This window comes from Micromonospora sp. SH-82 (genome assembly GCF_051132485.1).
Lineage (GTDB): Bacteria > Actinomycetota > Actinomycetes > Mycobacteriales > Micromonosporaceae > Micromonospora.
In genome coordinates this window covers 1,080,943-1,101,480 of sequence record NZ_CP148049.1, presented here as the reverse complement: position 1 = coordinate 1,101,480, position 20,538 = coordinate 1,080,943, and the positions used below count along the sequence as shown (strand labels likewise).

The 20,538-nt window shown below is 71.4% G+C and carries 22 protein-coding genes; 9 read left to right on the top strand and 13 right to left on the bottom strand.

From position 1 onward, the window contains the following. Positions 1-40: 40 nt before the first annotated feature. From WHN02_RS05080 to WHN02_RS05070, 3 genes are all read right to left on the bottom strand, one after another. Complete coding sequence (locus WHN02_RS05080; RefSeq protein ID WP_434742280.1) at positions 41-1,078, bottom strand: hypothetical protein; 1,038 nt, start codon at positions 1,076-1,078, stop codon at positions 41-43. Between the two features lie 23 nt (positions 1,079-1,101). Further along, positions 1,102-2,154 (bottom strand): hypothetical protein, encoded by a 1,053-nt coding sequence (locus WHN02_RS05075; protein ID WP_434742279.1) that lies wholly within the window; start codon positions 2,152-2,154, stop codon positions 1,102-1,104. A gap of 90 nt (positions 2,155-2,244) precedes the next feature. Then, positions 2,245-2,853 carry a TetR/AcrR family transcriptional regulator gene (locus tag WHN02_RS05070; protein ID WP_434742278.1) on the bottom strand — a complete coding sequence of 203 codons (609 nt, stop codon included), beginning with the start codon at positions 2,851-2,853 and terminating at the stop codon, positions 2,245-2,247. Between the two features lie 211 nt (positions 2,854-3,064). Here WHN02_RS05070 and WHN02_RS05065 point away from each other — a divergent pair, with 211 nt between their 5' ends. After that, positions 3,065-3,493 carry a DUF7144 family membrane protein gene (locus tag WHN02_RS05065; protein ID WP_434742277.1) on the top strand — a complete coding sequence of 143 codons (429 nt, stop codon included), beginning with the start codon at positions 3,065-3,067 and terminating at the stop codon, positions 3,491-3,493. Here the strand turns inward: WHN02_RS05065 and WHN02_RS05060 are convergent. The 5 genes from WHN02_RS05060 to WHN02_RS05040 all read right to left on the bottom strand — a co-directional run bounded on the left by WHN02_RS05060 (position 3,462) and on the right by WHN02_RS05040 (position 7,704). Beyond that, positions 3,462-5,105: a hypothetical protein gene (locus tag WHN02_RS05060; protein ID WP_434742276.1), complete on the bottom strand. Its 1,644-nt coding sequence runs from the start codon at positions 5,103-5,105 to the stop codon at positions 3,462-3,464. The genes WHN02_RS05065 and WHN02_RS05060 overlap by 32 nt on opposite strands. A gap of 154 nt (positions 5,106-5,259) precedes the next feature. Further along, positions 5,260-6,162, bottom strand: coding sequence for a sulfurtransferase (locus WHN02_RS05055; protein ID WP_434742275.1), 903 nt, complete (start codon positions 6,160-6,162; stop codon positions 5,260-5,262). Between the two features lie 103 nt (positions 6,163-6,265). Beyond that, entirely contained in the window at positions 6,266-7,081 is an 816-nt protein-coding gene (locus WHN02_RS05050; RefSeq protein WP_434742274.1) for an SGNH/GDSL hydrolase family protein, read from the bottom strand. Between the two features lie 129 nt (positions 7,082-7,210). Next, positions 7,211-7,534: a hypothetical protein gene (locus WHN02_RS05045; RefSeq protein WP_434743823.1), complete on the bottom strand. Its 324-nt coding sequence runs from the start codon at positions 7,532-7,534 to the stop codon at positions 7,211-7,213. Next, positions 7,534-7,704 carry a hypothetical protein gene (locus WHN02_RS05040; RefSeq protein ID WP_434742273.1) on the bottom strand — a complete coding sequence of 57 codons (171 nt, stop codon included), beginning with the start codon at positions 7,702-7,704 and terminating at the stop codon, positions 7,534-7,536. The genes WHN02_RS05045 and WHN02_RS05040 overlap by 1 nt, the downstream gene beginning before the upstream one ends. A 160-nt stretch (positions 7,705-7,864) precedes the next feature. On the opposite strand from WHN02_RS05040, the gene WHN02_RS05035 reads away from it, so the two are divergent. The 5 genes from WHN02_RS05035 to WHN02_RS05015 all read left to right on the top strand — a co-directional run bounded on the left by WHN02_RS05035 (position 7,865) and on the right by WHN02_RS05015 (position 10,307). Beyond that, the gene (locus WHN02_RS05035; RefSeq protein WP_434742272.1) at positions 7,865-8,446 is read left to right on the top strand and encodes a helix-turn-helix domain-containing protein; all 582 of its coding nucleotides are present in this window, start codon (positions 7,865-7,867) and stop codon (positions 8,444-8,446) included. Further along, positions 8,434-8,619 (top strand): DUF397 domain-containing protein, encoded by a 186-nt coding sequence (locus tag WHN02_RS05030; protein WP_434742271.1) that lies wholly within the window; start codon positions 8,434-8,436, stop codon positions 8,617-8,619. Before WHN02_RS05035 ends, WHN02_RS05030 begins: the two co-directional genes overlap by 13 nt. 109 nt (positions 8,620-8,728) lie before the next feature. Continuing rightward, positions 8,729-9,154, top strand: a complete 426-nt coding sequence (locus WHN02_RS05025; protein WP_350896981.1) for a CBS domain-containing protein — start codon at positions 8,729-8,731, stop codon at positions 9,152-9,154. 18 nt (positions 9,155-9,172) lie between these two features. Continuing rightward, on the top strand, positions 9,173-9,604 hold the full coding sequence (locus tag WHN02_RS05020) for a SufE family protein (protein WP_434742270.1): 432 nt from the start codon (positions 9,173-9,175) through the stop codon (positions 9,602-9,604). Positions 9,605-9,671: 67 nt separating this feature from the next. Further along, a complete protein-coding gene (locus tag WHN02_RS05015; RefSeq protein ID WP_434742269.1) occupies positions 9,672-10,307 on the top strand; it encodes a DsbA family oxidoreductase in 636 nt (211 codons plus the stop codon). Positions 10,308-10,370: 63 nt separating this feature from the next. On the opposite strand, the gene WHN02_RS05010 is transcribed toward WHN02_RS05015, so the two are convergent. Then, on the bottom strand, positions 10,371-10,922 hold the full coding sequence (locus WHN02_RS05010) for a YbaK/EbsC family protein (protein WP_434742268.1): 552 nt from the start codon (positions 10,920-10,922) through the stop codon (positions 10,371-10,373). Positions 10,923-11,913: 991 nt separating this feature from the next. Continuing rightward, positions 11,914-12,108, bottom strand: a complete 195-nt coding sequence (locus WHN02_RS05005; RefSeq protein WP_434742267.1) for a hypothetical protein — start codon at positions 12,106-12,108, stop codon at positions 11,914-11,916. 159 nt (positions 12,109-12,267) lie between these two features. On the opposite strand from WHN02_RS05005, the gene WHN02_RS05000 reads away from it, so the two are divergent. After that, on the top strand, positions 12,268-12,795 hold the full coding sequence (locus WHN02_RS05000) for an RICIN domain-containing protein (protein WP_434742266.1): 528 nt from the start codon (positions 12,268-12,270) through the stop codon (positions 12,793-12,795). On the opposite strand, the gene WHN02_RS04995 is transcribed toward WHN02_RS05000, so the two are convergent. Together WHN02_RS04995 and WHN02_RS04990 are read right to left on the bottom strand one after the other, a co-directional pair. Continuing rightward, positions 12,788-14,158, bottom strand: coding sequence for an MFS transporter (locus WHN02_RS04995; protein ID WP_434742265.1), 1,371 nt, complete (start codon positions 14,156-14,158; stop codon positions 12,788-12,790). The genes WHN02_RS05000 and WHN02_RS04995 overlap by 8 nt on opposite strands. Positions 14,159-14,215: 57 nt before the next feature. Continuing rightward, complete coding sequence (locus WHN02_RS04990; protein ID WP_434742264.1) at positions 14,216-14,476, bottom strand: hypothetical protein; 261 nt, start codon at positions 14,474-14,476, stop codon at positions 14,216-14,218. A gap of 154 nt (positions 14,477-14,630) precedes the next feature. Between WHN02_RS04990 and WHN02_RS04985 the strand changes: the two genes are divergently transcribed. Continuing rightward, the gene (locus WHN02_RS04985) at positions 14,631-19,112 is read left to right on the top strand and encodes an HAD-IC family P-type ATPase (protein ID WP_434742263.1); all 4,482 of its coding nucleotides are present in this window, start codon (positions 14,631-14,633) and stop codon (positions 19,110-19,112) included. A 102-nt stretch (positions 19,113-19,214) separates the two neighbouring features. Next, positions 19,215-19,853: a hypothetical protein gene (locus tag WHN02_RS04980; RefSeq protein ID WP_434742262.1), complete on the top strand. Its 639-nt coding sequence runs from the start codon at positions 19,215-19,217 to the stop codon at positions 19,851-19,853. 18 nt (positions 19,854-19,871) lie between these two features. On the opposite strand, the gene WHN02_RS04975 is transcribed toward WHN02_RS04980, so the two are convergent. After that, entirely contained in the window at positions 19,872-20,522 is a 651-nt protein-coding gene (locus tag WHN02_RS04975; protein ID WP_434742261.1) for a response regulator, read from the bottom strand. Positions 20,523-20,538: the final 16 nt, after the last annotated feature.

Below are 20,538 nucleotides of genomic sequence, written 5' to 3'. Positions count from 1 at the left end.
ACCCCCTGTCCCACCAGCCGGGACAGGGGGGTCGTGTGGGTCACCGGCTCCGGCCGCCGGACACCTGCGGGGGAATATCGGGCCGCGCCGGAGCCGGAGTGGAGGGTCGCGCCCCCTGAGGCAGTGCCCCCGCCCAGGGATCGGCCGGTGCGCCCGGATCCGAACCGGGTACGAAACGTGCCGTCGCCTGCGCGACCTGGAACCTCGGCTGCTCGTACCCCGCCTGCAGGACCCGAGCACCGCTCGCCTGAGCCTTCGCCTGCTCTCGGACCTGGGTCAGGTACGCCTCGATGGGCGGGGAGAACGGCAGATCGGGGTAGTTGACGCCGACACCGGCGGCTCTGGCACTCTGCTCGGCCTCCGCGCTAGGCTGCCGATAGCCCTCGATCTGGCGCACGTAGTCGCCGTACTCGAATTTCGGGGGATTCGTGATCAGGTCACGGATCTCCTTCCTCACCTCACCCTTCGCATTCAGCACGGGCTCCGCCTGCCACCCGAATCCCTGATACGTCGTCAGACGCTGGAAGTGGTTCGAGTCGTGCTGGTAGAAGGAGCCCGAGATGCTCTTCAACTCACCTGCACGGTGGAGGCCGGCGAGGGAGGGGTTGGCGGAGATCCACTCCTTGAGCTTCTCCGCCACCGCCTTACGAACCACCAGATCATTTTCGAGAGACTGCTCTCGGCCGAACATCGGCGAGACGTTCCCCGGCAACAGGTACGGCCCCATCCCGATGTACTTCGTGTCGGTGGACGGGCCACCGAACCTGTCATAGGGCGGCCGGGAGACGAACCTCCAGTCGAACTGGATGAGTGGCTTGCCTCGGAGCCGCCCCGCCAGGTTCTTGACAGTGGATCTGACCTTGCCGCTCCGGCTCGGCTCCTGTTGCAACGCGTGGTGCCTGTCGTCGACGAACCTGACCGCCGCCCTGACGTCCCTGGACTGAGCGCTCCACCGCGAAGTCTCGTCCTTCATCCGCCCGACGTCCTGCCGGAGCAGCCAGACCGCCAGCCGTTCGACGTTGGCGCTGAAGAGAGGGTCCTCGCGCCCCGGCCCACTTCCCACACCCAGACCGCCCATCTCACTCCCTCAGACCGTGCCTACTACCGACTCTGCCCGGTTCCCGGCCGGCTGGCCGCCTGGTCGTACGGCGCTCCCGCCCCCTGGCCCCGGTTCTGCCGGTACGGATTGTTCGAACCGAGTTCCGGCCGCTGCGACCGGCGATCCGAGGACGGATTCGTCGACGAGCCGGTGGGGCGGAAACTCGACGTCGCCTGGTCGATCCGGAAATCCGTCGGGTTCGCCAGGCGAGTCGACGGAGCCGACGACACCGGGGCGGGCACCCGCCTCCCCTCCGCGAGGTACGCCTCGATGGGAAACTCGACCCGCTCGGCACGCCAGCGTCCCACCTGGGCGAAGGACGTCGAGTTCCTCGACTCCACCGTGGCCACGTAGTACCGGTAGTCGAACGAGGACAGGTCCTCGGAGGCCAGTTCCTTGAGCGTCGGGTTCAGCTCACCCCTGGCGTCGAAGACCGGACCACGTTCCGGCTCACTGCCCCCACTCGGCCCGGGCTGACTCCCCGGCCCGGCCTGGCGTTCCGGCCCGGGCTGGCGTTCCGGATGACCGCGGTAGAGCGCCGAAACCTGCTCCAGCCTTCCCGATTCATGCAGATCACGGAGATTTTGGTTGACTGACAACCAATCGTTGATCTTCTGCGCCACCGCGATCCGGATACGCAGATCATTCTCGACGTTGAGATCGAGACCGACGATGGGGGATTCCGGCTTCGACATCCCGTACGGGGGCTCGAACTGTCGATGGTCGGAAACCGGATTCGGTTTACTCCTGTCGCCGTACGGCGGAGGATCGATTCGCGCCCAGTAGAGATGGGTGTCCTCTGAATTACCCTTCATCTTGTTGAGGAACTTCCGGGCAGTGGAGTCCGGCCGGTCGCTGCGCCGTTGATCCGGGAAAATCGATTTGTGCGTCTCTTCGAGGAACGTGACGACCGCCTTCACCTCCGCTGACCTCCCCGCCAGCACTCGCTCCTCGTCGAGGGCACCGAGATCCTGCCGGAGCACCCGGAGTGCGAGTCGTTCGATGTTGACGTCGAAGTTCCGCTCCACCTCGTCCGATGACACGTCGCCTGCCATGAACCTCTCCCCCACCGTCGGCATGTTGACGCCGGTTCTACGGTCGGTGGGGTCGGGTGGTTCACTCCGCTTCCGCGCCGGAAGCGGTCGCTACCGGCGCGGGTGGTCCAGGAGGGCGGCGAGGGTGGCCCCCCGGAGCAGCTCGGCGCAGCGGAGTCGGTCCACCTCACCACCGAGGAAGGGCGTCGAGTTCATCAGGCCGAACGCAGCATGGGCGAGCACCCGGGCCTCGGCGGCGGGAAGCCCCTCGTGTAGGGCGGTGAGCACCGTCACCCACTGCTCGACGTAGAGCCGTTGCAGCCGCCGGATCTCCCGGCGGGGCTCCTCGGGCAGTCGGTCGAGCTCGTGCAGGTGCAGTGCGATGACGGCCGGGTTGGCCAGGGCGAAGTCGACGTGGAACCCGATCAGGGACTCGACCGCCGCCCGGGGGTCGGCGGTGTGGCGCAGGGCCCGTTCCCGACCACCGTCGAGCAGCCCCTCACTGACCGGGACCAGGGCGGCGACAAGCATCGCCTCCTTGCCGGCGAAGTGGTGGTAGAGGGCGGGGCCGGTCACCCCGGCGGCGGCACCGATGTCGTCCATCGACACCCCGTGGTAGCCCCGGGCGGCGAAGAGCCCGACCGCGATCTCCAGGATCTCGTCCCGCCGGGACCGCCGCCGGCTCCCGGCGGCACCCCGGGTCTGCTGCTCGACAGTCACCCGGCAAGCGTAGACCCCCGACGACCCGGTGTGGTCGATCGGACGCGCTGCGGTGTGATCTCACGTGCCTGTCCGTCGGACACCGTCTGCGGGGTGACCACCGACGACGGGGCTGCGGATCGTTCGGGTGGCCGGATACCTGTCGGAAAATCTCCTAACCTGGGGTCGTGGCCATGACCGGTACGCGACGGCGGGCGCCGACGTGGTGACGGTGCCGCCCCCGTCGGCACGCCGGGGCCGCCCGCTGGTGCTGGCGGGGCTGCTCCTCGGTGGAGCCGGCCTCTTCGACCTCCTGGCCGGGGTCGGCGACTTCACCCCGGACCGGTACGTCAGCCTCACCGACGAGGGCGTCGTCGGACACGATCTCGCCGGTTGGCTGTGGGTGCACCTCGTGGTCGCCGGACTGATGGTGGTCGGGGGCACCGTCGCACCGCTGGGCCGGGTCTGGTCCACCTGGCTGGCCCTCACCGGCGTCGTCGGCGGTGTCGGCCTGCACCTGCTCATCTGGCCGTACCAGCCGCTGCCCGCCTCGATCGTGGTCGGGTTGGCGCTGGCCGCCGCCCGACTGCTGATCAAGCACGGGCGGTTCCGGAAACCATCAGGTTCTGTCACTTCTTCGGCTGGCAGACCTTCCCGGTGAAGGCCGGGTCCGACTCCCGGCCTTCGGGCCACGCCGGGTTGAGGTGGATCGCCAGCGGTGGGGCCTGCCAGGCCGCGGTGAGCCGCTGCAACACCGGGTACTCCCGACGCTGCCGCTCGATCGGCTGGCCCGCGACGAACTCGACCAGCCGCTGTTGGACCTGGGTCTGGCCGAGCAGGCTTCCGTGCACCCCCGGCTGCTGGTAGACCGGGATCTCGGTGTAGTCACCGGGCGGGGCCTCGACGGCGGTGGTCGTCGGCAGGAAGGCGAGGATCCGTACTCCGGGCACCGGGCACATCAGTTGGTTGCGGTAGAACGGTGCGTCGTCGAGCAGCGAGCGGATGAACGGCTCGTCCGGACCGGTGTCGGGCGACCGGATCAGGTTGACGGCGCCGAAGACGACCCGCAGCAGCCACCCCGTCGCCACCCCCCACCCCTCCTGGTCGTGGGGCGGGGGATAGTAGGCCCGACCCGCGTTGACCAACGGACTGAACATGGCCAGGGTGTCCACCGCCGGGTGTCGACGTTCGGCCAGGTAGGTCCGGGCGACCATCGCCCCCTCGCTCTGCCCGATCAGGGTCACCGGGCGGTCGGTCCGCTCGTGCAACAGCTGCACCTGGGTGGCGAGCCGGTCGACGCTGGCGTCCACCGACTGGAAGGTGTCGAGGGGTTCGTACGGCAACGGTCGACCGTCCGGGGCCAACCCCCGGTAGGAGAAGCGCTGCACGTTGGGGTCCACCGGCTGCGTCCCGTCGTACGCCGAACCGAACCCGGCCAGGACGATCACCGCGTGTCCGACGCTGTGCGGGAGGGGCTCGGTCAGCACCGACTCCTCCACCTTCGTGGACCCGCCGGGCACGAACCGGACCAGCGCCGGAATCATCAGCGGTACGGCGAGGGCGAGGACGAAGACCAGTGGGGTGACGGGCACCCGGGCCCACCGGTAGGTGGGTTCCAGGACGGCGTCGCGTACCGTCCGCTGCCACAACAGACCGTTGAACATTCCGGCCACCCCGGCCACCGGCACCGTCCACCACCCGGGTACGGACCAGCAGATCGCCCCGGCCACCGTGATCACCACGAAGTTCAGCAGGGACCAGCCGACCACCGGCAACGACGGGAGCCCTCGCCACCACTTCCCGATGACGGCGGCCCGTTGCAGGAACGGCGCGAGCAGGAACATCGGCAGGAGCGAGGCGAACAGCAGCCAGGACAGGGCCACCACCGAGGCCGCCACCGAGATCACCGCCCAGGGGGCGACGAGTCCCGCCACCGCCGCCGACAGCAGGACGCTCCGCCTCAGCAGCCAACCGACCGAGGGACGCTGGACCTCCCGGGGCCAGGAGAGCACCACCAGCCCGGTGGAGAGCAGGGCACGCAGCAGGATCGCCGCCACCATCAGGACCCCGAAGCTCGTCCAGGAGTTGTGGTAGACCAAGATCCACCGCAGGTCGTGATAGGTGTCGTACGGCCAGAGCGAGCTGCTCTGCGGTGCCAGGCCCTGAGCTGCGAGGAAGCCCTGCGAGACCAGGAAGGTCGCCTCCACCACCGGCGGGAGGGCAGCCAGTACGAGCAGTGCGGCGAACCGTGCGTCGGGCAGTCGCACCCCCATCTCCCTCCGGTCGGCGGGACCCCTGCGAGCAGACTCCCCCGCCCGACCGGCCCACGGGTGGCCAACCGGCAGATTCCACCGGGCAGTGTGGTGCGTCGCCATCGGGAGAGGCCGCCGGGCGGTGTGGTGCGTCGCCGGGCGGTGTGGTGCGTCGTCAGCGGGTGAGGCCGCCGGGCTGGTCACCCCGGACGACGGGAGCGCGGACCAGGTTGCCCCACTCGGTCCAGGACCCGTCGTAGTTGCGCACCTGCGGGTAGCCGAGCAGGTGCCGCAGGACGAACCAGGTGTGACTCGACCGCTCGCCGATCCGGCAGTAGGCCACCACGTCGTCGGACGGGTCCAATCCGAGCCGGTCGGCGTAGATGGTGCGTAGCTCGTCGGCGGAACGGAACGTACCGTCCTCGTTCGCCGCCGACTTCCACGGCTGGTTGACCGCCCCCGGGATGTGCCCGCCGCGCAGCGCGCCCTCCTGGGGGTAGTCCGGCATGTGCAGCATCTCGCCGGTGTACTCCCCCGGCGACCGGACGTCGACGAGCGGACGACCGGCGGCGACGTGCCCCATCACCTGCTCGCGGTACGCCCGGATCGGGGTGTCGTTGCGCTCCGGCACCGGGTACGCCGCACGGGGGCGGGTCACCCGGTCACGACTCAGTTCCCGGCCCTCGGCGATCCACTTCTGCCGCCCACCGTCGAGCAGCCGGACGTCGGGGTGGCCGAAGAGACCGAACACCCAGAGGGCGTACGCGGCCCACCAGTTGAAGTTGTCGCCGTAGAAGACCACAGTGTCGTCCCGACCGATGCCCTTCTCGGCGCACAGCTCGGCGAACCTGGACGCGTCCAGGTAGTCCCGGGTCACCTGGTCGTTCAGCTCGGTGTGCCAGTCGACCTTCACCGCCCCGGGGATGTGCCCGGTGTCGTAGAGCAGCACGTCCTCGTCCGACTCGACGACGACGAGCCCCTCATCGCCCAGGTGCTCGGCCAGCCACCCCGTGGTGACCAGCCGCTGCGGGTCGGCGTACGCCTGCAGACGCGGATCCGGATCCCCAGAGACACCCATACCCCCCAACCTACGCCGCCTCGTCCTCCCCACCCCCCGTACCGAAGCGTTGATCAAGGGAAATGTGTCACCTCGGGGGCTGAACCTGACGCAAATCCCTTGGTCAACGCTCCGGGGCCGGGGGGAGCGGGAGAGAGGGGGGAGGGGAAGCAGGTGGGGGGAAGGGGGTGAGGGTGGGGCGTTTGGCGGTGATGGTGTCGCCGGAGGAGCGGCCGGTGAGGCGGCGCGTGATCCACGGGGCCAGGTGTCGACCCGCCCAGTTCAGGTCGGCCGCGCGGGCCGCCAACCACGGTGACGGCTCGGGGTGCGGCGGCACCAGCATCCACTGCTCGTCACAGCCGACCCCCAGGGCGTCGAGGACCTGGGCGGCGACCCGCCGGTGCCCCATCTCGGACAGGTGCAACCTGTCGGTGCTCCACAGCAGCGGGTTCAGGTACGTGTCGTCGGCGTACAGGTCGACGAGGATCGCGCCGTGCCGCTCGGCGGTCTCCCCGACCACCCGGTTGAGCAGCTCGACCCGGGGTGCCACCAGCCGCTGACCGGGCAGCCGGGCCATCAGGTCGGCGAACCGGAACAGGATCACGTCGGCACCGTTGCCCCGCAGGTCACCGACGACCGTCTCGAACCGGGAGATCATCGTCTCCGGGTCGAAGGTCCGCCGGAGGATGTCGTTCCCCCCGGCAGCGAAGCTGATCAGGTCGGGTTTCATGGCCAGCGCCAGCGGCACCTGCTCGCCCACCACACCGGCGAACCGCCGCCCCCGGATCGCCAGGTTGGCGTACCGGAACTCGGGTCCCGCCTCGGCCGCGAGCCGGGTGGCGACCAGATCCGCCCACCCCCGGTACGTCCCGTCCGGGTACGCGTCGTCCATCCCCTCGGTGAAGCTGTCCCCCACCGCCACGTAACTGCCCCAACGCACGAGCAACCCTCCGCCTCGCGGGTAAGGAGGGGCCCCTTGTTAACGCGTACAGTCGAGAGGGGTCCCCTTCTCACAGATCCACCGCACGACAGTTTGGCACGGGGTCACCGGCGTCGGCCGTGAGGGTTTTCACGTGGCCTTCCGGCGGTACGGCGCCCACGACACGAACCGCTCGAACAGTTCCCGGGGCGTCGGTCCGTCGTACGGATTCAGTCGGAACAGGTCGTGCGACGCCTCGTGGTAGAGACCGGACAGATAGATCGCCAAGCTGATCGGCTGGTCCGCGTACTCCTCGACCAGGAGCAACCGGGCCTCGGCGCACGGCCACGGCCCACCGCAGGCCCGGCACATCCAGATCGGCCGCATCGGCAGGTGGGGCGGTCGGCCTGCGGCATGCCCGCGCGGCCGATCGGGGTACGGCCCCAGCCGGGGCACCGGCATCCCGGACGGCATCACCACCGACCCCCGTTCGCCCGCCACTGCCGCCCCGGCGTCAACCGCCCCGGGTAGCCGGGCGGAACGGTCGGCAGCGCCCGGGTCGGCCCCCGCATCCAGTCGGGTGGCACGGGGTACGCGCGCCGGGTCTGTCGGGCGGCGCGCCATCGACGGAAAAGGTTGCTCATCTCGTCCTCCGGGGTCAGCGGGGTGGTAGCCCTCCGTGACAGCCTGATTACCCCAGGACTGCCGTCGGAAGCCGCCGAAGCCGGTCGGGGGGACGGCCGGGAGGCGGCTCGGCTCCGCACGACGCGACCTCGAAGTGGAATGACGAATCGTGGAGGGACTGTGGAAAGTGAATCGACCTCGGAGTTGATCCGGTCGCAGCTGCGCCGGTTACGACTCAACGCCGACCTGAGTCAGGAGGAGTTCGGCAAACTCGTGCACTACTCGGGATCCCAGGTGTCCGCCGTCGAGTTGGGACACCGCCCCCTCGACCGGCTGTTCCTGGAGCGGCGGCTCGGCGTCCGGATGGACCGGCAGGCGGTCCTGACCAAGCCGAATCCGCCCAAGCTCGTCGCGGTGGTGGAGGAGACGGTGCTCCGCCGGGCGGACGAGGGCTTCCGGGGGATCATGACCCAGCAGATCGCCCACCTGATCGAGTGCGGCGAACGGGCGAACGTCAGCGTGCACGTCGTACCCGCCGACGTCAGTGGACACGTCGGGCTCGCCGGTCCGTTCACCCTGGCCCGGCAGGTCGACGGTGGGTGGGTCGGCTATCTGGAGAACCAGCTCGACGGCACGTCGATCGATCGGGACGACGAGATCGCTATCCTCCAGGCACGGTGGGAGAGCGTCCGAAGTGAGGCCCTGCCGCACGGGCAGTCGGCCGTGCTGATGAAGGAAGTGATGATGTCGTGGACGATCTGAGCGGCGCGACCTGGCGCAAGTCCACCCGCAGCGGCAACAGCGAGTGCATCGAGGTCGCCGACGGCCTGCCCGGTGTCGTCGGGGTCCGGGACAGCAAGGACCCGGACGGGGCGGTCCTGACCTTCGACCCACGAGCCTGGCGGGCCTTCGTCGACCGCACCAGGCGGAGCTGACCCGACGACCACCCGAACGGGTGCTCGGCACACTGTCACCCGGGTGTAGCGATCACGTGACCGGGTAAAAGTGGGGAACCCCCTTTTCGGTGCGCTTCGGAGGCTTCCCATGACCGTTTACCGGGTCAGCGACGTGATGACCAAGCAGGTCGTCTACCTGCCCGCCGAGACCACCTTGGACGAGGCGGCGCGGGTGATGAAGGAGGCGGACATCGGCGACGTGGTGGTCACCGACGGGGCCACCCTCGCCGGGCTGGTGACCGACCGGGACATCGTGGTCCGGGCGGTGGCCGAGTGCAGCGACCCCCGGGTGACCACCATCGGTTCCATCACCACCCGGGAGGTGGTGATGATCGAGCAGAACTCGGCGGCGGGTGAGGCGGCGGCGCTGATGCGGGAGCGGGGCATCCGTCGGGTCCTGGTCTGCGACGTCGAACGCAAGCTCGTCGGGATCGTCTCCCTCGGTGACCTGGCGATGCAGCTCGACCCCCGGTCGGCGCTGGGGGAGATCGCCGAGCACGCCCCGAGCGTCTGACGGCGGTAGCCTGGCCTGATGCCGGAGATGCCGACCAAGCTGGCCGAGATCGTCGACGAGTTCGCGACCGCCCCTCGTGACGTGGTCCTGGAGATGCTCCTCGAATACTCCGACGCCATCCCGCCCCTGCCCGCCGAGTTCAGCGGGCGGGAGGGGATGGAGCAGGTCCCGGAGTGCCAGACGGCGTTCTTCCTGCGTGCCGAGGTGACCCCGGAGGGGACCGTCACCACCTGGTTCGACTGCCCGCCGGAGGCCCCCACCACCAGGGCGTTCGCCGGCATCCTCGCCGAGGGGCTGGCCGGGGCGACGGTCGGCGAGGTCCTCGCCGTCCCCGGTGACCTCTACCACCGGATGGGGCTCGACAAGGCCATCAGCCCGCTGCGGGTGCGTGGGGGGACGGCGGTCCTGGCCCGACTCCAACGCCAGGTCCGCGAGCAGTCCGCCTCCTGACCCCGACCCCGGGGGTACGCCACCAGGTCGGGGAACAGACCTGCCGGGGCGGGTGTTGTCCCGGGTCATGGAGATCGAGATCTACTCCGACGTGGTCTGCCCGTGGTGCTGGATCGGCAAGCGCCGCCTGGAGCAGGCCCTGGCGTCGTACGACGGTCACGTGCCGGTCCGGTACCGCCCGTTCCAGCTCGACCCGTCGCCGGTGGCCGAGCCGACCCCGCTGGTCGACGCCCTGGGGGCGAAGTTCGGCGGCCGGGAGCGGGCCGAGCAGATGGCCGACCAGGTCACCCGGGTCGGCGCCCAGGTGGGGCTGGCGATGAACTTCGACCGGGCGGTCACCGCCAACACCTTCGACGCGCACCGCCTGATCCGGTACGCCCACACCCAGGCCAAGGGTCCCGAGGTGGTGGAGGCCCTGCACCGGGCGCACTTCGGCGACGGGGTGGACATCGGTTCCCGGGCGGCGTTGGCCGAGGTCGCAGCCGGTGTGGGTCTCGACGCCGAGGCCGTCCGGGGTTACCTCGACTCCGACGCCGGATCCGCCGAGGTCACCGCCGACCTGGCCGCCGCGCGGGAGATCGGGGTCAGCAGCGTCCCGACCTTCGTGATCGCCGGAAAGTACGTGGTGACCGGCGCCCAGGAGCCGGAGACCCTCCTCGCCGCCCTCGCCGAGGTGGAACGACGGGAGTCCGCACCGCTCTGATCAGCGGCGGAGCAATGTTTCACGTGCAACGACATCGAGGATGACGGATCAGGTCGGCTCGGCTCACTGAGCCGGCCTGGCCAGCCCCTCGACCACCTGGGCACCGGGGAGGACCCCGAGGGCCGGGCCGGGCAGCGCGATCTTGCTGTGCCGTACGCCGGATCCGATGATCACGTGCGGGGTGGCGATCACCCGGGAGTCGACAAGGATCGGCCACTCCTCGGGGAGCCCGATCGGGGTGATCCCGCCGTACTCCATCCCGGTCAGGTCGACCGCGTCGGCCATCGGGGCGAAGCTCGCCTTGCGTGCCCCGAGCAGCTTGCGGACCACCCCGTTGACGTCGGCCCGGGTGGTGGCGAGGACGATGCAGGCGGCGTACCGGACCTGCCCCTCCCGCTTGCCGGCGACCACCACGCAGTTCGCCGAGACGTCCAGCCCCACGTCGTACGCCTCGCAGAAGGCGGCGGTGTCGGCCAGGTCGGCGTCGATCGGTGCCACCAGTACGTCGTCGACGTGCACCGGGGCCTCGGCAGGCCACTGGCCGATCGCGGCGGCGACCGGCGGGGCGAGCAGGTCGAGGCGGGTCCGGGCGGGCTCGGTCTTCAGCGTCCCCATCACGTGACGATCCTCGCACCCCCGTGCCCCACCCACCCCCACGGACCCCCGACGTCCGACCGGCAGGCGAGACGGACCGACTTTCCTTGAACCGATCCGCGCCTGGCGACGTCGAGCTACGGAGACCCACGCAGGTGGATCGTGAACCCGATGTCCCCTGCCGTCTTGCCCGCGTCGAACGAGGAAACCGGATGTCACACCGCGATCCAGAGCACAACGCCAGCCCACCGCAGTCACCCCCACCCTCACCCCGCGCTGATTCGGTATTCAGTAATGATGATCAGCGCAGCGTGGACTCCCGCCCTGAATCCCCTCCCCCTCTTCCCCCTGCCTTCCGAGCCGCCGGCCCAATTGGAGCTCCTATTGGAGCTCCAATAACGGCGGTGGGGCGGGCAGCGCCGGTTCTCACGTACCATTATCATCAGCCAAGCGCTTCGGCCGCCGAGCCCGATCCAGAAGGCATCTACGATGCCACCCCACCGCCGTCGCGCCCGCCGTCTCCCGCCGATTCGGTATTCAGCAATGATGATCAGCGCAGCATGATCTCCCGCGCCGAAACACCTCCCCCTAACCACCATGCGCAGCCGCCGCTACGACCGCCAGGATCAGGGGTGGACGGACAACTCCCCAGGAGATGACTTCGCTCAGGGATTGGATGGAACGCCACTCCCCAACCGTAGGCATGCTGCCGATGCCGCCGGCAATTGCCGAGCAGTTGGCGAGGCACGGTGTGCACCCTGCTGAACCCTCGCAGGGCGTTTCTCGACAGCAGACCGCTTCGGCCGCCGGGGCAAGGTCTCCGCAAAATCCGAGCAACGCCCAAGGGTAACCGCCAGCGGACTCCGAGCCGCGCCCGCCGTCGAACCAGCGGCAGAACCAAAGACCGGGGCAGGGACAGGGCAATTCGCAGGCGCACTGAAGTGTCGCTGCCCGCACGTGCATGAGCCTGTAGCAGACCGCACTGTCGGGTGATCGCCACCCGACAGTGCGGTCAGTTGTTGGTGAGGAACGCGTTGTCCTGCACGAAGGCGCGGTCCCGTTCGGCCGCCATCCGCTCCATCCGGAGCGCCTCGGCCCGCCGGTTCTCCAGGTCCTCCATGGCGTGCCGGACCGACACCCGGATCAGCCCGTAGAGGAAGACGAAGCCGAAGACGTACAGGATGACCATCGTGACGAGTGTGAGCATGGCGTCACGGTAGGAGAACCCGGGCGGAGGACGGACCGGTCTGCGCGCCTCCTCCCCCGACCGGGTGATCCGACGAGGCGCGAGGAAATCCCGGCACCTGTTGAACCGGAAGGTGATCGCCGTCGTCGTGGTGGCGCTGCCCCACGACGAGGAGATTCCGTGAAGAACGTCAGATCCATCCGGTCCACGCTGATCCGAGCCGCGAGTGGACTCGCCATGGCCGTCGGTGTGGCCGGGGCTGCGGTGGCGGTCGTCCCCACCCCTGCCGTGGCGAACCCCCAGGGTTCCGCCCTGGTCAGGGTCATCAACAACGCCACCAACAAGTGCCTGGACAGCCGGGGTGGCGACGTCTACACCAAGACCTGCACCGGGAACAACAACCAGCACTGGGTCATGGTCACCCTCGACGGGGGACAGCACGTCATCTTCCAGAACCTGGCCACCGCCCGGTGCCTGGACAGCAACGCCGCAGGGCGGGTCTACACCAACCCCTGCAACACGAAGAACCACTACCAGCAGTGGCGGTTGACCTCGCTGACGATGCCCTACACCTTCGTCAGCCGGGCCACCGGCCGCGCCCTGGACAGCAACTTCCACAAGGCCGGCCACCCGGACCGGGACCTGGGCGACGTCTACACCCTGCCCCGCAACGGCGGCAACCACCAGAACTGGCGCGCTTTCAAGTGACCGGGGTCGGCACCACCCGGCCGGCGAGGAGCGCGCCGAGCAGGGCACAGCCGACCGCCACCGACAGCATCGCCAGGTAGGTGCCGGTGCCGGGGGCGGCACCGGCGGCGAGGACCGTACCGGTCAGGGCCAGCACGACAGCCGTACAGAGGTTGTCGCCCAGTTGCAGCGAGGAACTGTTGCGCCCCTGCTCACCCGGGCGGGACAGGGCCAGGGTGAGCACCGACAGCGACGGGAACGTCAACCCCGTACCGAGTCCGGCCAGCGCCCACCCGATGACCCCCACGGCCACCGGCACCTGCGGCAGGACGGCGACCGCCACGGTCGCCGTCCCGAGGGTCATGACGGTCATCCCGATCCTGGGCAGAGTGGCCCGGGACCGGGGTGGCGGCATCCGTCCCTGCGCCCACGAGCCGAGCGACCAGGAGACCGCTCCGACGGTGAGGACCATCCCGGCGGCGGTCGGCGAGAAACCCCGCTCCCGGGAGAGCATCAACGGGATCACCACCTCGGAACTGGCGAAGGCTGCGGCGCACAGCCCGCGCAGGCCGATCACCGCGGGCAGTCCCCGGGCCGCCCGCAGGAACCCGACAGGCAACAACCGGGGTACGGCCACCGCCAGGCCGACCAGCGCCGCCCCGACCACGATCACGGCGTGCGCGCCGCGCTGCTGCCCCCCGTAGTGCAACAGCGCGGCGCTCACCCCCGCCACACACGCCCAGGCGATCCGTGCCCGTGCGTCGGTGGCCGTCTCACCGGGGGCCGCCGGCCCGACCCCGCGCAGACCCCGCTCCACCAGCAGCGCCGCCGGTAACGCCAGCACCGGCACCGCCAGGAAGACCCACCGCCAGCCGAGGTGCTCGACCACCAGACCGGCCACCGCCGGTCCGACCAGCGACGGTACGACCCACGCCGCGGCGAAGGCGGCGAACATCCGGGGCCTCAACTGCTCCGGGTACGCCTGCCCGACCGTCACGTAGAGCGCGACGATGAGCAGCCCGCCACCGACCCCCTGCACCATCCGCCCGACGACGACGAGGTGCATGGTCTGGGCGGTCCCGGCGACGACGAGTCCGACCAGGAACCAGCCCACCCCGTGCCGGATCGGGGCAGCGGGTCCCCGGTTGTCGCACCAGATGCCCGCGACGACCATGGCGATCACGCCCGCCGCGAACGTGCCCCCGAAGGCGAGGCCGTACAGGGCCAACCCGTCCAACGCCTGGGCGACCGTCGGCATGGCGGTGCCCACCGCCAGCGCCTCGAAGGCGAGCAGCGACACCAGTGCGACGCTGCCCACCGTCATCGCCCGCAGCGGTGGGGCGTACAGCCGATCCCCAACGGGAGCCGGCGCATCGAGAGCCATGACCGTCAGCCTGCGACGTCAACCGGGCTTCAGGTCAAGCGGATGTGAGATTGTTCGTCAGGCCGTCTCCATCGCCTCGCCGACCCCCCGGGCCAGCCCGGAGAGGTGCTGGTCGGCGAGGAGGTGACCGGCGGTGATGACCAGGGCCAACGGCCACTCGATCACCCCGACGACGGCGAGCACCCCCACCCCGGCGTAGTAGGCGAGCTTGTCCGGCGACGGCACGGCCACCTCGCCGAGCAGCGGGACCTCCATCCGGTGGGCGTACGACCGGACCGTCTCGTGCGCGTGGTGCAGGTGCTGGGACCTGGTGTTCATGTCGGCCTCCCCGGTGACTGACGACCCTTGCCGGATTCCACCCCCGCCCCGGTCCATGCCTCCGACCCGGGTCGAGAAACCCCCCTCGGGCAGGAATGGCCGACGCGACGACGGGAAGGCAGGCGGCCGGACCAGGCGGGACGGGGAGGCAACAATGGTGCAGGTCAGTGACCGGATCACCGGCCTGCTTCGCGCCTCCACGGGGGTGCCCGCGCTGCCGTTCGTACCTCGGCTGGTCACCGAGGCCACCCGGGCCGCGACGACCGCGACGACCCGGCTGACCCGGGCGGCCGGGTTGAACCGACGCCGGGTCTGGTCGACCGACGGACGCCACCACATCGAGGTCCACGGGGTCTGCCAGGACGGCGGGGACGTCCTGGCCCGTCAGGTAGAGGCCGCCCTGGAACGGATGCCCGGGGTGACCTGGGCGCGGGTGAACGCCCCGTCCGGTCGGGTGGTGGTCGCCGTCGAGGAGCCCCGCCCCCGGCTACGGGACCTGATCTCCACGGTCGTCCGGGCGGAGACCCGGTGCGACCACGAACCCGACCCGGACATCCCCCCGCCGCACCCACCTGAGGAGGGGCCGCGTACCGCCCGGACCCTGGGTGCCCTGGTCTCCGACGGTCTCGGCCTCACCCTCGCGGCGGCCACCCGGATCCTGCCCCTCACCCCGGTCCCCGGTGAGGTGGCCGGGCTGCTCACCGCCGTCGACCTGCACCCCCGGCTGCACGATCTGGCCAGTCGGGGACTCCGCGCCGACCCCCGCGCCGACGTGCTGTTCCCACTCGCCGAGGCGGTGGTGCAGGGGTTGACCGGCGGGTGGACCGGGATCGTCCTGGACGGTGCCCAGCGGATCGTCCAGTGGGGTGAGGCGCGCGCCCAGCTCCGTACCTGGGAACAGGCCGAGCCCGACCTGACCGGCACCCCGGAACGGGCCAAGGCGCGGGTCCCGGACGGGGAGCGCCCCCGGCCGAAGCCCGACGGACCGGCCGAACGTTACGTCAAGCAGGCGCTCGCCGCCGGGGCCGTGGCCGGGGCCGCCGCAGTGGCCTCCCTCGGCGGGAAACGGGCCGCCGCCCTCGGGCTGTCCACCCTCCCCAAGGCCCCCGGAAGCGGCCGGGAGGGGTACGCCGCCCAACTCGGTGCCCTGCTGGCCCGGCGGGGCGTGATCGCCATGGACCGCAGTGTCCTGCGGGAACTGGACCGGATCGACACCGTCCTGGTCGACGCCGCCGTCCTCGGATCGGACCGGAGTTCCCTGGCCGACCTGGCCCCGCTGGCCGGTGCGGAGACCGGGCGGGTGGCCGCCCACGCGTTCGCCCTCTTCGACCCCGACGCCCCGGACCGGATCCAGCAGGCCGACGGGTGGCGGCTGGGTCCCCTGGCCGGGCTGGACGCCACCGACCCGGGGGACACCGACCGGAGCCGGGAGCTGCGGGCCGGTGGCGGGCACCTCCTCGGCCTGGCCGAGGGCGACACCCTCGCCGCCGTACTGCGGTTGGAGGCGCAACCGGCAGCGGGGGTGGAGGCGTTGCCCGCCGCCGCCCGCCGGGCCGGGTTGCGCCTGGTCGTCGCCGCGAAGGACCACCCCGACCGGTACGGCTACGCCGACGTCGTCCTCCCCGACGGTCCCCGTCTCGCCGAGTCGGTCCGGCAGCTGCAACGGGACGGGGCGGTGGTCCTGGTGGTCTCCGGGGACCGGTCTGCGCTGGCGGCGGCGGACTGCGGCCTCGGGGTCGCCGGACCCGACGACCCCCCACCGTGGGGGGCGCACCTGCTCGTCGGGGCCGACCTGCGGGTGGCGGCCCTGGTCGTCGAGGCGACCGGGGTGGCCCGTCGGATGACCAGGCAGAACATCCGGCTGGCCATGGCGGGCACCGGACTGGGGACGCTCAACGCGTTCACCGCCCCACCGGAGACGCTGCCGGGGCGTACCCTCGGGGCGGTCAACGCGGCCGGGGCGCTGGCCTTCGCGCACGGGGTGTGGCGGGCCCACCAGCTGCCCGCCCCCGCCGACACCCCCGTCGCACCCACCACCGCCTGGCACCTGATGCCGGTGGCGACCGCCCTGCACCAGCTCCGGGCGGACCGGTCCGGGTTGACCTCGGCGGAGGCGGCCCGGCGGCACGGCCGTGGCGCCGGGCCGGAGTTCGGACCGGCCGGACTGCTCCGGGCCTTCGTCGAGGAACTCGACAACCCGCTCACCCCGGTCCTGGCCGCCGGTGCGGTGCTGTCCGCATCGTTCGGCTCGGTGGTCGACGCGGCCCTGGTAGGCGGCGTGGTCGGCGGGTCCGCGCTGGTCGGCGCGGTGCACCGGCGACGTACCGAACGGTCCCTGGCCGAGCTGCTGTCCCGCTCGGCGGTCACCGCCCGGGTACGGCGCGACGGCGCGGAGCAGGTGGTGCCCGCCGAGGAGCTGGTCACCGGGGACGTCGTGGTGCTGGCGCCCGGTGACGCGGTGCCGGCCGACTGCCGGGTGCTGGAGGCCGTCGGGTTGGAGGCCGACGAGTCCTCCCTGACCGGGGAGTCCCTCCCGGTGTCGAAGACCGACGAGCCGGTGGTCGCCGCCGTGGTCGCCGAACGTCGGTCCATGCTGTACGAGGGGACCACTGTCGCCGCCGGTCACGGCTGCGCCCTGGTCGTCGCGGTCGGCTCGGACACCGAGGCCGGACGGAGCATGGCCCTGGCCCGGGGCGGGAACCCCGCCGGCGGGGTGGAGGCCCGGTTGGGTCGGCTGACCGACAAGTCGGTCCCGTTGGCTGTCGCGTCGGCGGTCGCGGTGGCCGGGGCCGGGGTGCTCCGGGGCGTACCGGTGGCCGAGACGGCGGCGACCGCCGCGAACCTGGCCGTCGCCTCGGTCCCGGAGGGGTTGCCCTTCATGGTCAGCGCCGCGCAGCTGGCGGCGGCCCGGCGGCTGGCCGAACACGGTGCCCTGGTCCGCAACCCGCGCACCATCGAGGCGCTCGGCCGGGTGGACGTGCTCTGCTTCGACAAGACCGGCACCCTCACCGAGGGACGGCTGGTCCTCTCCGGGGTGGGCGACGGCGACCGGTACGCCCCCACCGACGACCTCGACGGCCACCTCCGACGGGTGCTGGCGGTCGGACTCCGCGCCACCCCGGCCGCGGACGATCCCGAGGAGCTGCCCGAGCAGACCGACCGGGCGATCCGCCGAGGTGCCGGGGCCGCCCGGGTCACCGAGCAGGTCGACGCCGAGGCGTGGCGGCCGTCCGGGAGTCTGCCGTTCGAGCCGTCCCGGGGCTACCACGCGACGAGTGGGCGTCACGACGGCGGGCTGTTGCTGAGCGTGAAGGGTGCACCGGAGACGGTGCTGCCCCGGTGCGTGAACCGCCGTACCCGGACCGGGGTGGTGCCGCTGACCGAGGCCGACCGGAAGCGGGTCCAGCAGGAGCTGGACCGGCACGCCGGCTCCGGTCAGCGGATCCTCGCCGTGGCCGAACGCCCGGTCGACGGCGTCGACCCCGACGACGACCAGGTCCGGGAGCTGACCTTCGTCGGGCTGCTGGCCCTCGCCGACGGGGTACGCGCCAGCGCCACCCCGGCGGTGGCCGAGATCCGTCGGGCCGGTGTCCACACCATCATGATCACGGGGGACCACCCGGCCACCGCCGCGGCGATCGCCGGGCAGATCAGCCCCGGGGACGGCCAGCGGGTGGTGACCGCCACCGAGCTGGACGACCTCGACGACGCGGCGGTCGCCGCCCGCCTGGCCGCCACCGACGTGGTCGCCCGGTGCACCCCCGCCCACAAGGTACGGATCATCAAGGCGTTGCAGTCGCAGGGCCGGACGGTGGCGATGACCGGGGACGGGGCGAACGACGCCCCGGCGATCCGCCTCGCCGACGTCGGCATCGCCCTGGGTCAGCGCGGCACCCCTGCCGCCCGCGCCGCCGCGGACCTGGTGGTCACCGACGACCGGCTGGAGACGATCATCGCCACCCTGGCCGAGGGGCGGGCCATGTGGTCCTCGGTCCGGCACGGGTTGAGCATCCTCGTCGGCGGCAACCTGGGCGAGATCGCGTTCAGCATCGTCACCGCCGCCGCCACCGGTCGGTCCGCCCTCAACGGCCGCCAGCTGCTGCTGGTCAACCTGCTCACCGACCTGGCACCGGCGCTCGCCATCGCGGTCCGGCCCCCCGGTGCCGGGCACCGGGAGAACCTGCTCCGGGAGGGACCCGACACCTCCCTCGGCCGGACCCTGGACCAGGAGATCGCCCTCCGGGCCACCTCGACCGCGCTGGGCGCGACGGCCGGATGGACACTCGCCCGGTGGACCGGCACCCGCCGCCGGGCCGGGACCGTCGGGCTGGCGTCCCTGGTCGGCACCCAGCTCGGGCAGACGGTCCTGGCCGGCGGAACCAGCCCGGGGGTGCTCGTCGCCACCGCCGCCTCGGTCGGTGTCCTGGTGGTGGTGGTGCAGACCCCCGGCCTGAGCCAGTTCTTCGGGTGCACCCCGCTCGGCCCGGTCGGCTGGAGCATCGCCACCGGTTCGGCGATCGGCGCGACGGTGGCCAACGGGGCGCTGACCCGCCTCCTGGAACGCCTCCCCCCGCCCGGCAGCGACCGGGGCGACACCGCCCTGAACAGGCTCGTCGCACCCTTTCACCGGCCCTGACCGCCCGCGTACCGTCGACGGCACCGAGATCGAGGAGCAGTCGACATGCCGTGGGACGGTTCTTGGAACGATCGGCGAGGACGATCCTGGCCTCCCGACGCCGTGAGCGAGGGACTGGTCGAGTGGTTCTCCGACACCGAGCGGAAGAGGAACGCCAGGTTCACCGCGTACGACAGCACCGTGGAACTCTCCGACGGGAGTCGGTTCCCCGTCGGAGACTACGTCCGGGACCTGAACCAGGGGTTCGACCCGAACCGGGTGCCGCTCCTGGAACGCGGCACGATGCGCTCCCTCGAACTGCGGTTCGTCAGGCCCTACGCCGAGGTGTCCAGGCTCCACCTGCTCGACAACGGCGGCCGGGAGATCAGCCCCGACGACCGGACCCGCCCCCGGTTCGACACTCGATTCCAGCAGCTGGTGGACGTGGATGGCCGAGCGGCCCGCTGGCCCGCCGAACCGCCCGCCTACGTTCAGCACCAGGAGAGGTCGCACGCGCCCCCGGCGACGAGGCACGACACACAGCCACCGGGGTACGACGAGCCGCCGGGCACCCAGCAGCGCGGAGGACCGGAGGTGTCGGTCGCCGAGGTGGCGGCGATGCGCGCCCCGCAGTGGCGCGGGAACCGGAGTGAGCCCCGATCGCTCTCCCGGGCGATGCGGGACAGCTGGCAGGCGTTCCGCAGGCATCTGCCCGGCGGACAGCAGCCGGGCGCCGGGGTGCCGCAACAGCGCGGCCGGTGAGTGCCGGTCCTCCTCGGTTCAGCCGACCAGGCCGGCGCGGTGCACGAGCAGCGCGGCCTGCACCCGGTTCTCGCACCCCAGCTTGGTGAGGATCCGGCTGACGTGCGTCTTCACGGTGCCCTCCGTGATCCACAGCTGCTCGCCGATGGCGACGTTGGACAGCCCCTGGGCGACCAGGACGAGCACCTCCCGCTCCCTGTCGCTCAACACGGCGAGCCTCTCGCCGACGTCGGGCTCACTGTTCGTGGGCAACCGGTCGAGGATCTGCCTGGTGATCGACGGGGTCAGGAACGCCTCCCCGGCGGCGGCCACCCGTACCGCGCGTTCCAACTCGTCGACGGCCGAGTCCTTCAGCAGGAAACCGGCCGCCCCACCGGAGAGGGCCTCGGTGACGTACGCCGACTCGCCGAAGGTGGTGAGCATCAGCACCGTCGACGCCGGAGCCAGGACCCGGATCTCACGGAGTGCGGCGAGACCTGTCAGCACCGGCATCTGGATGTCCAGGAGGACGACGTCCGGTCGGAGCCGGACCGTCAGCTCGACCGCCTCCCGCCCGTTGCCCGCCTCCCCGACGATCTCGACATCCGCGAGCGGCTTGAGGATCAGTCCGATGCCGGCGCGGACCAGCCGGTCGTCGTCTGCGATCAACACCCGGATGGGTTCGGCCATGGCCAGACTCTAGGTG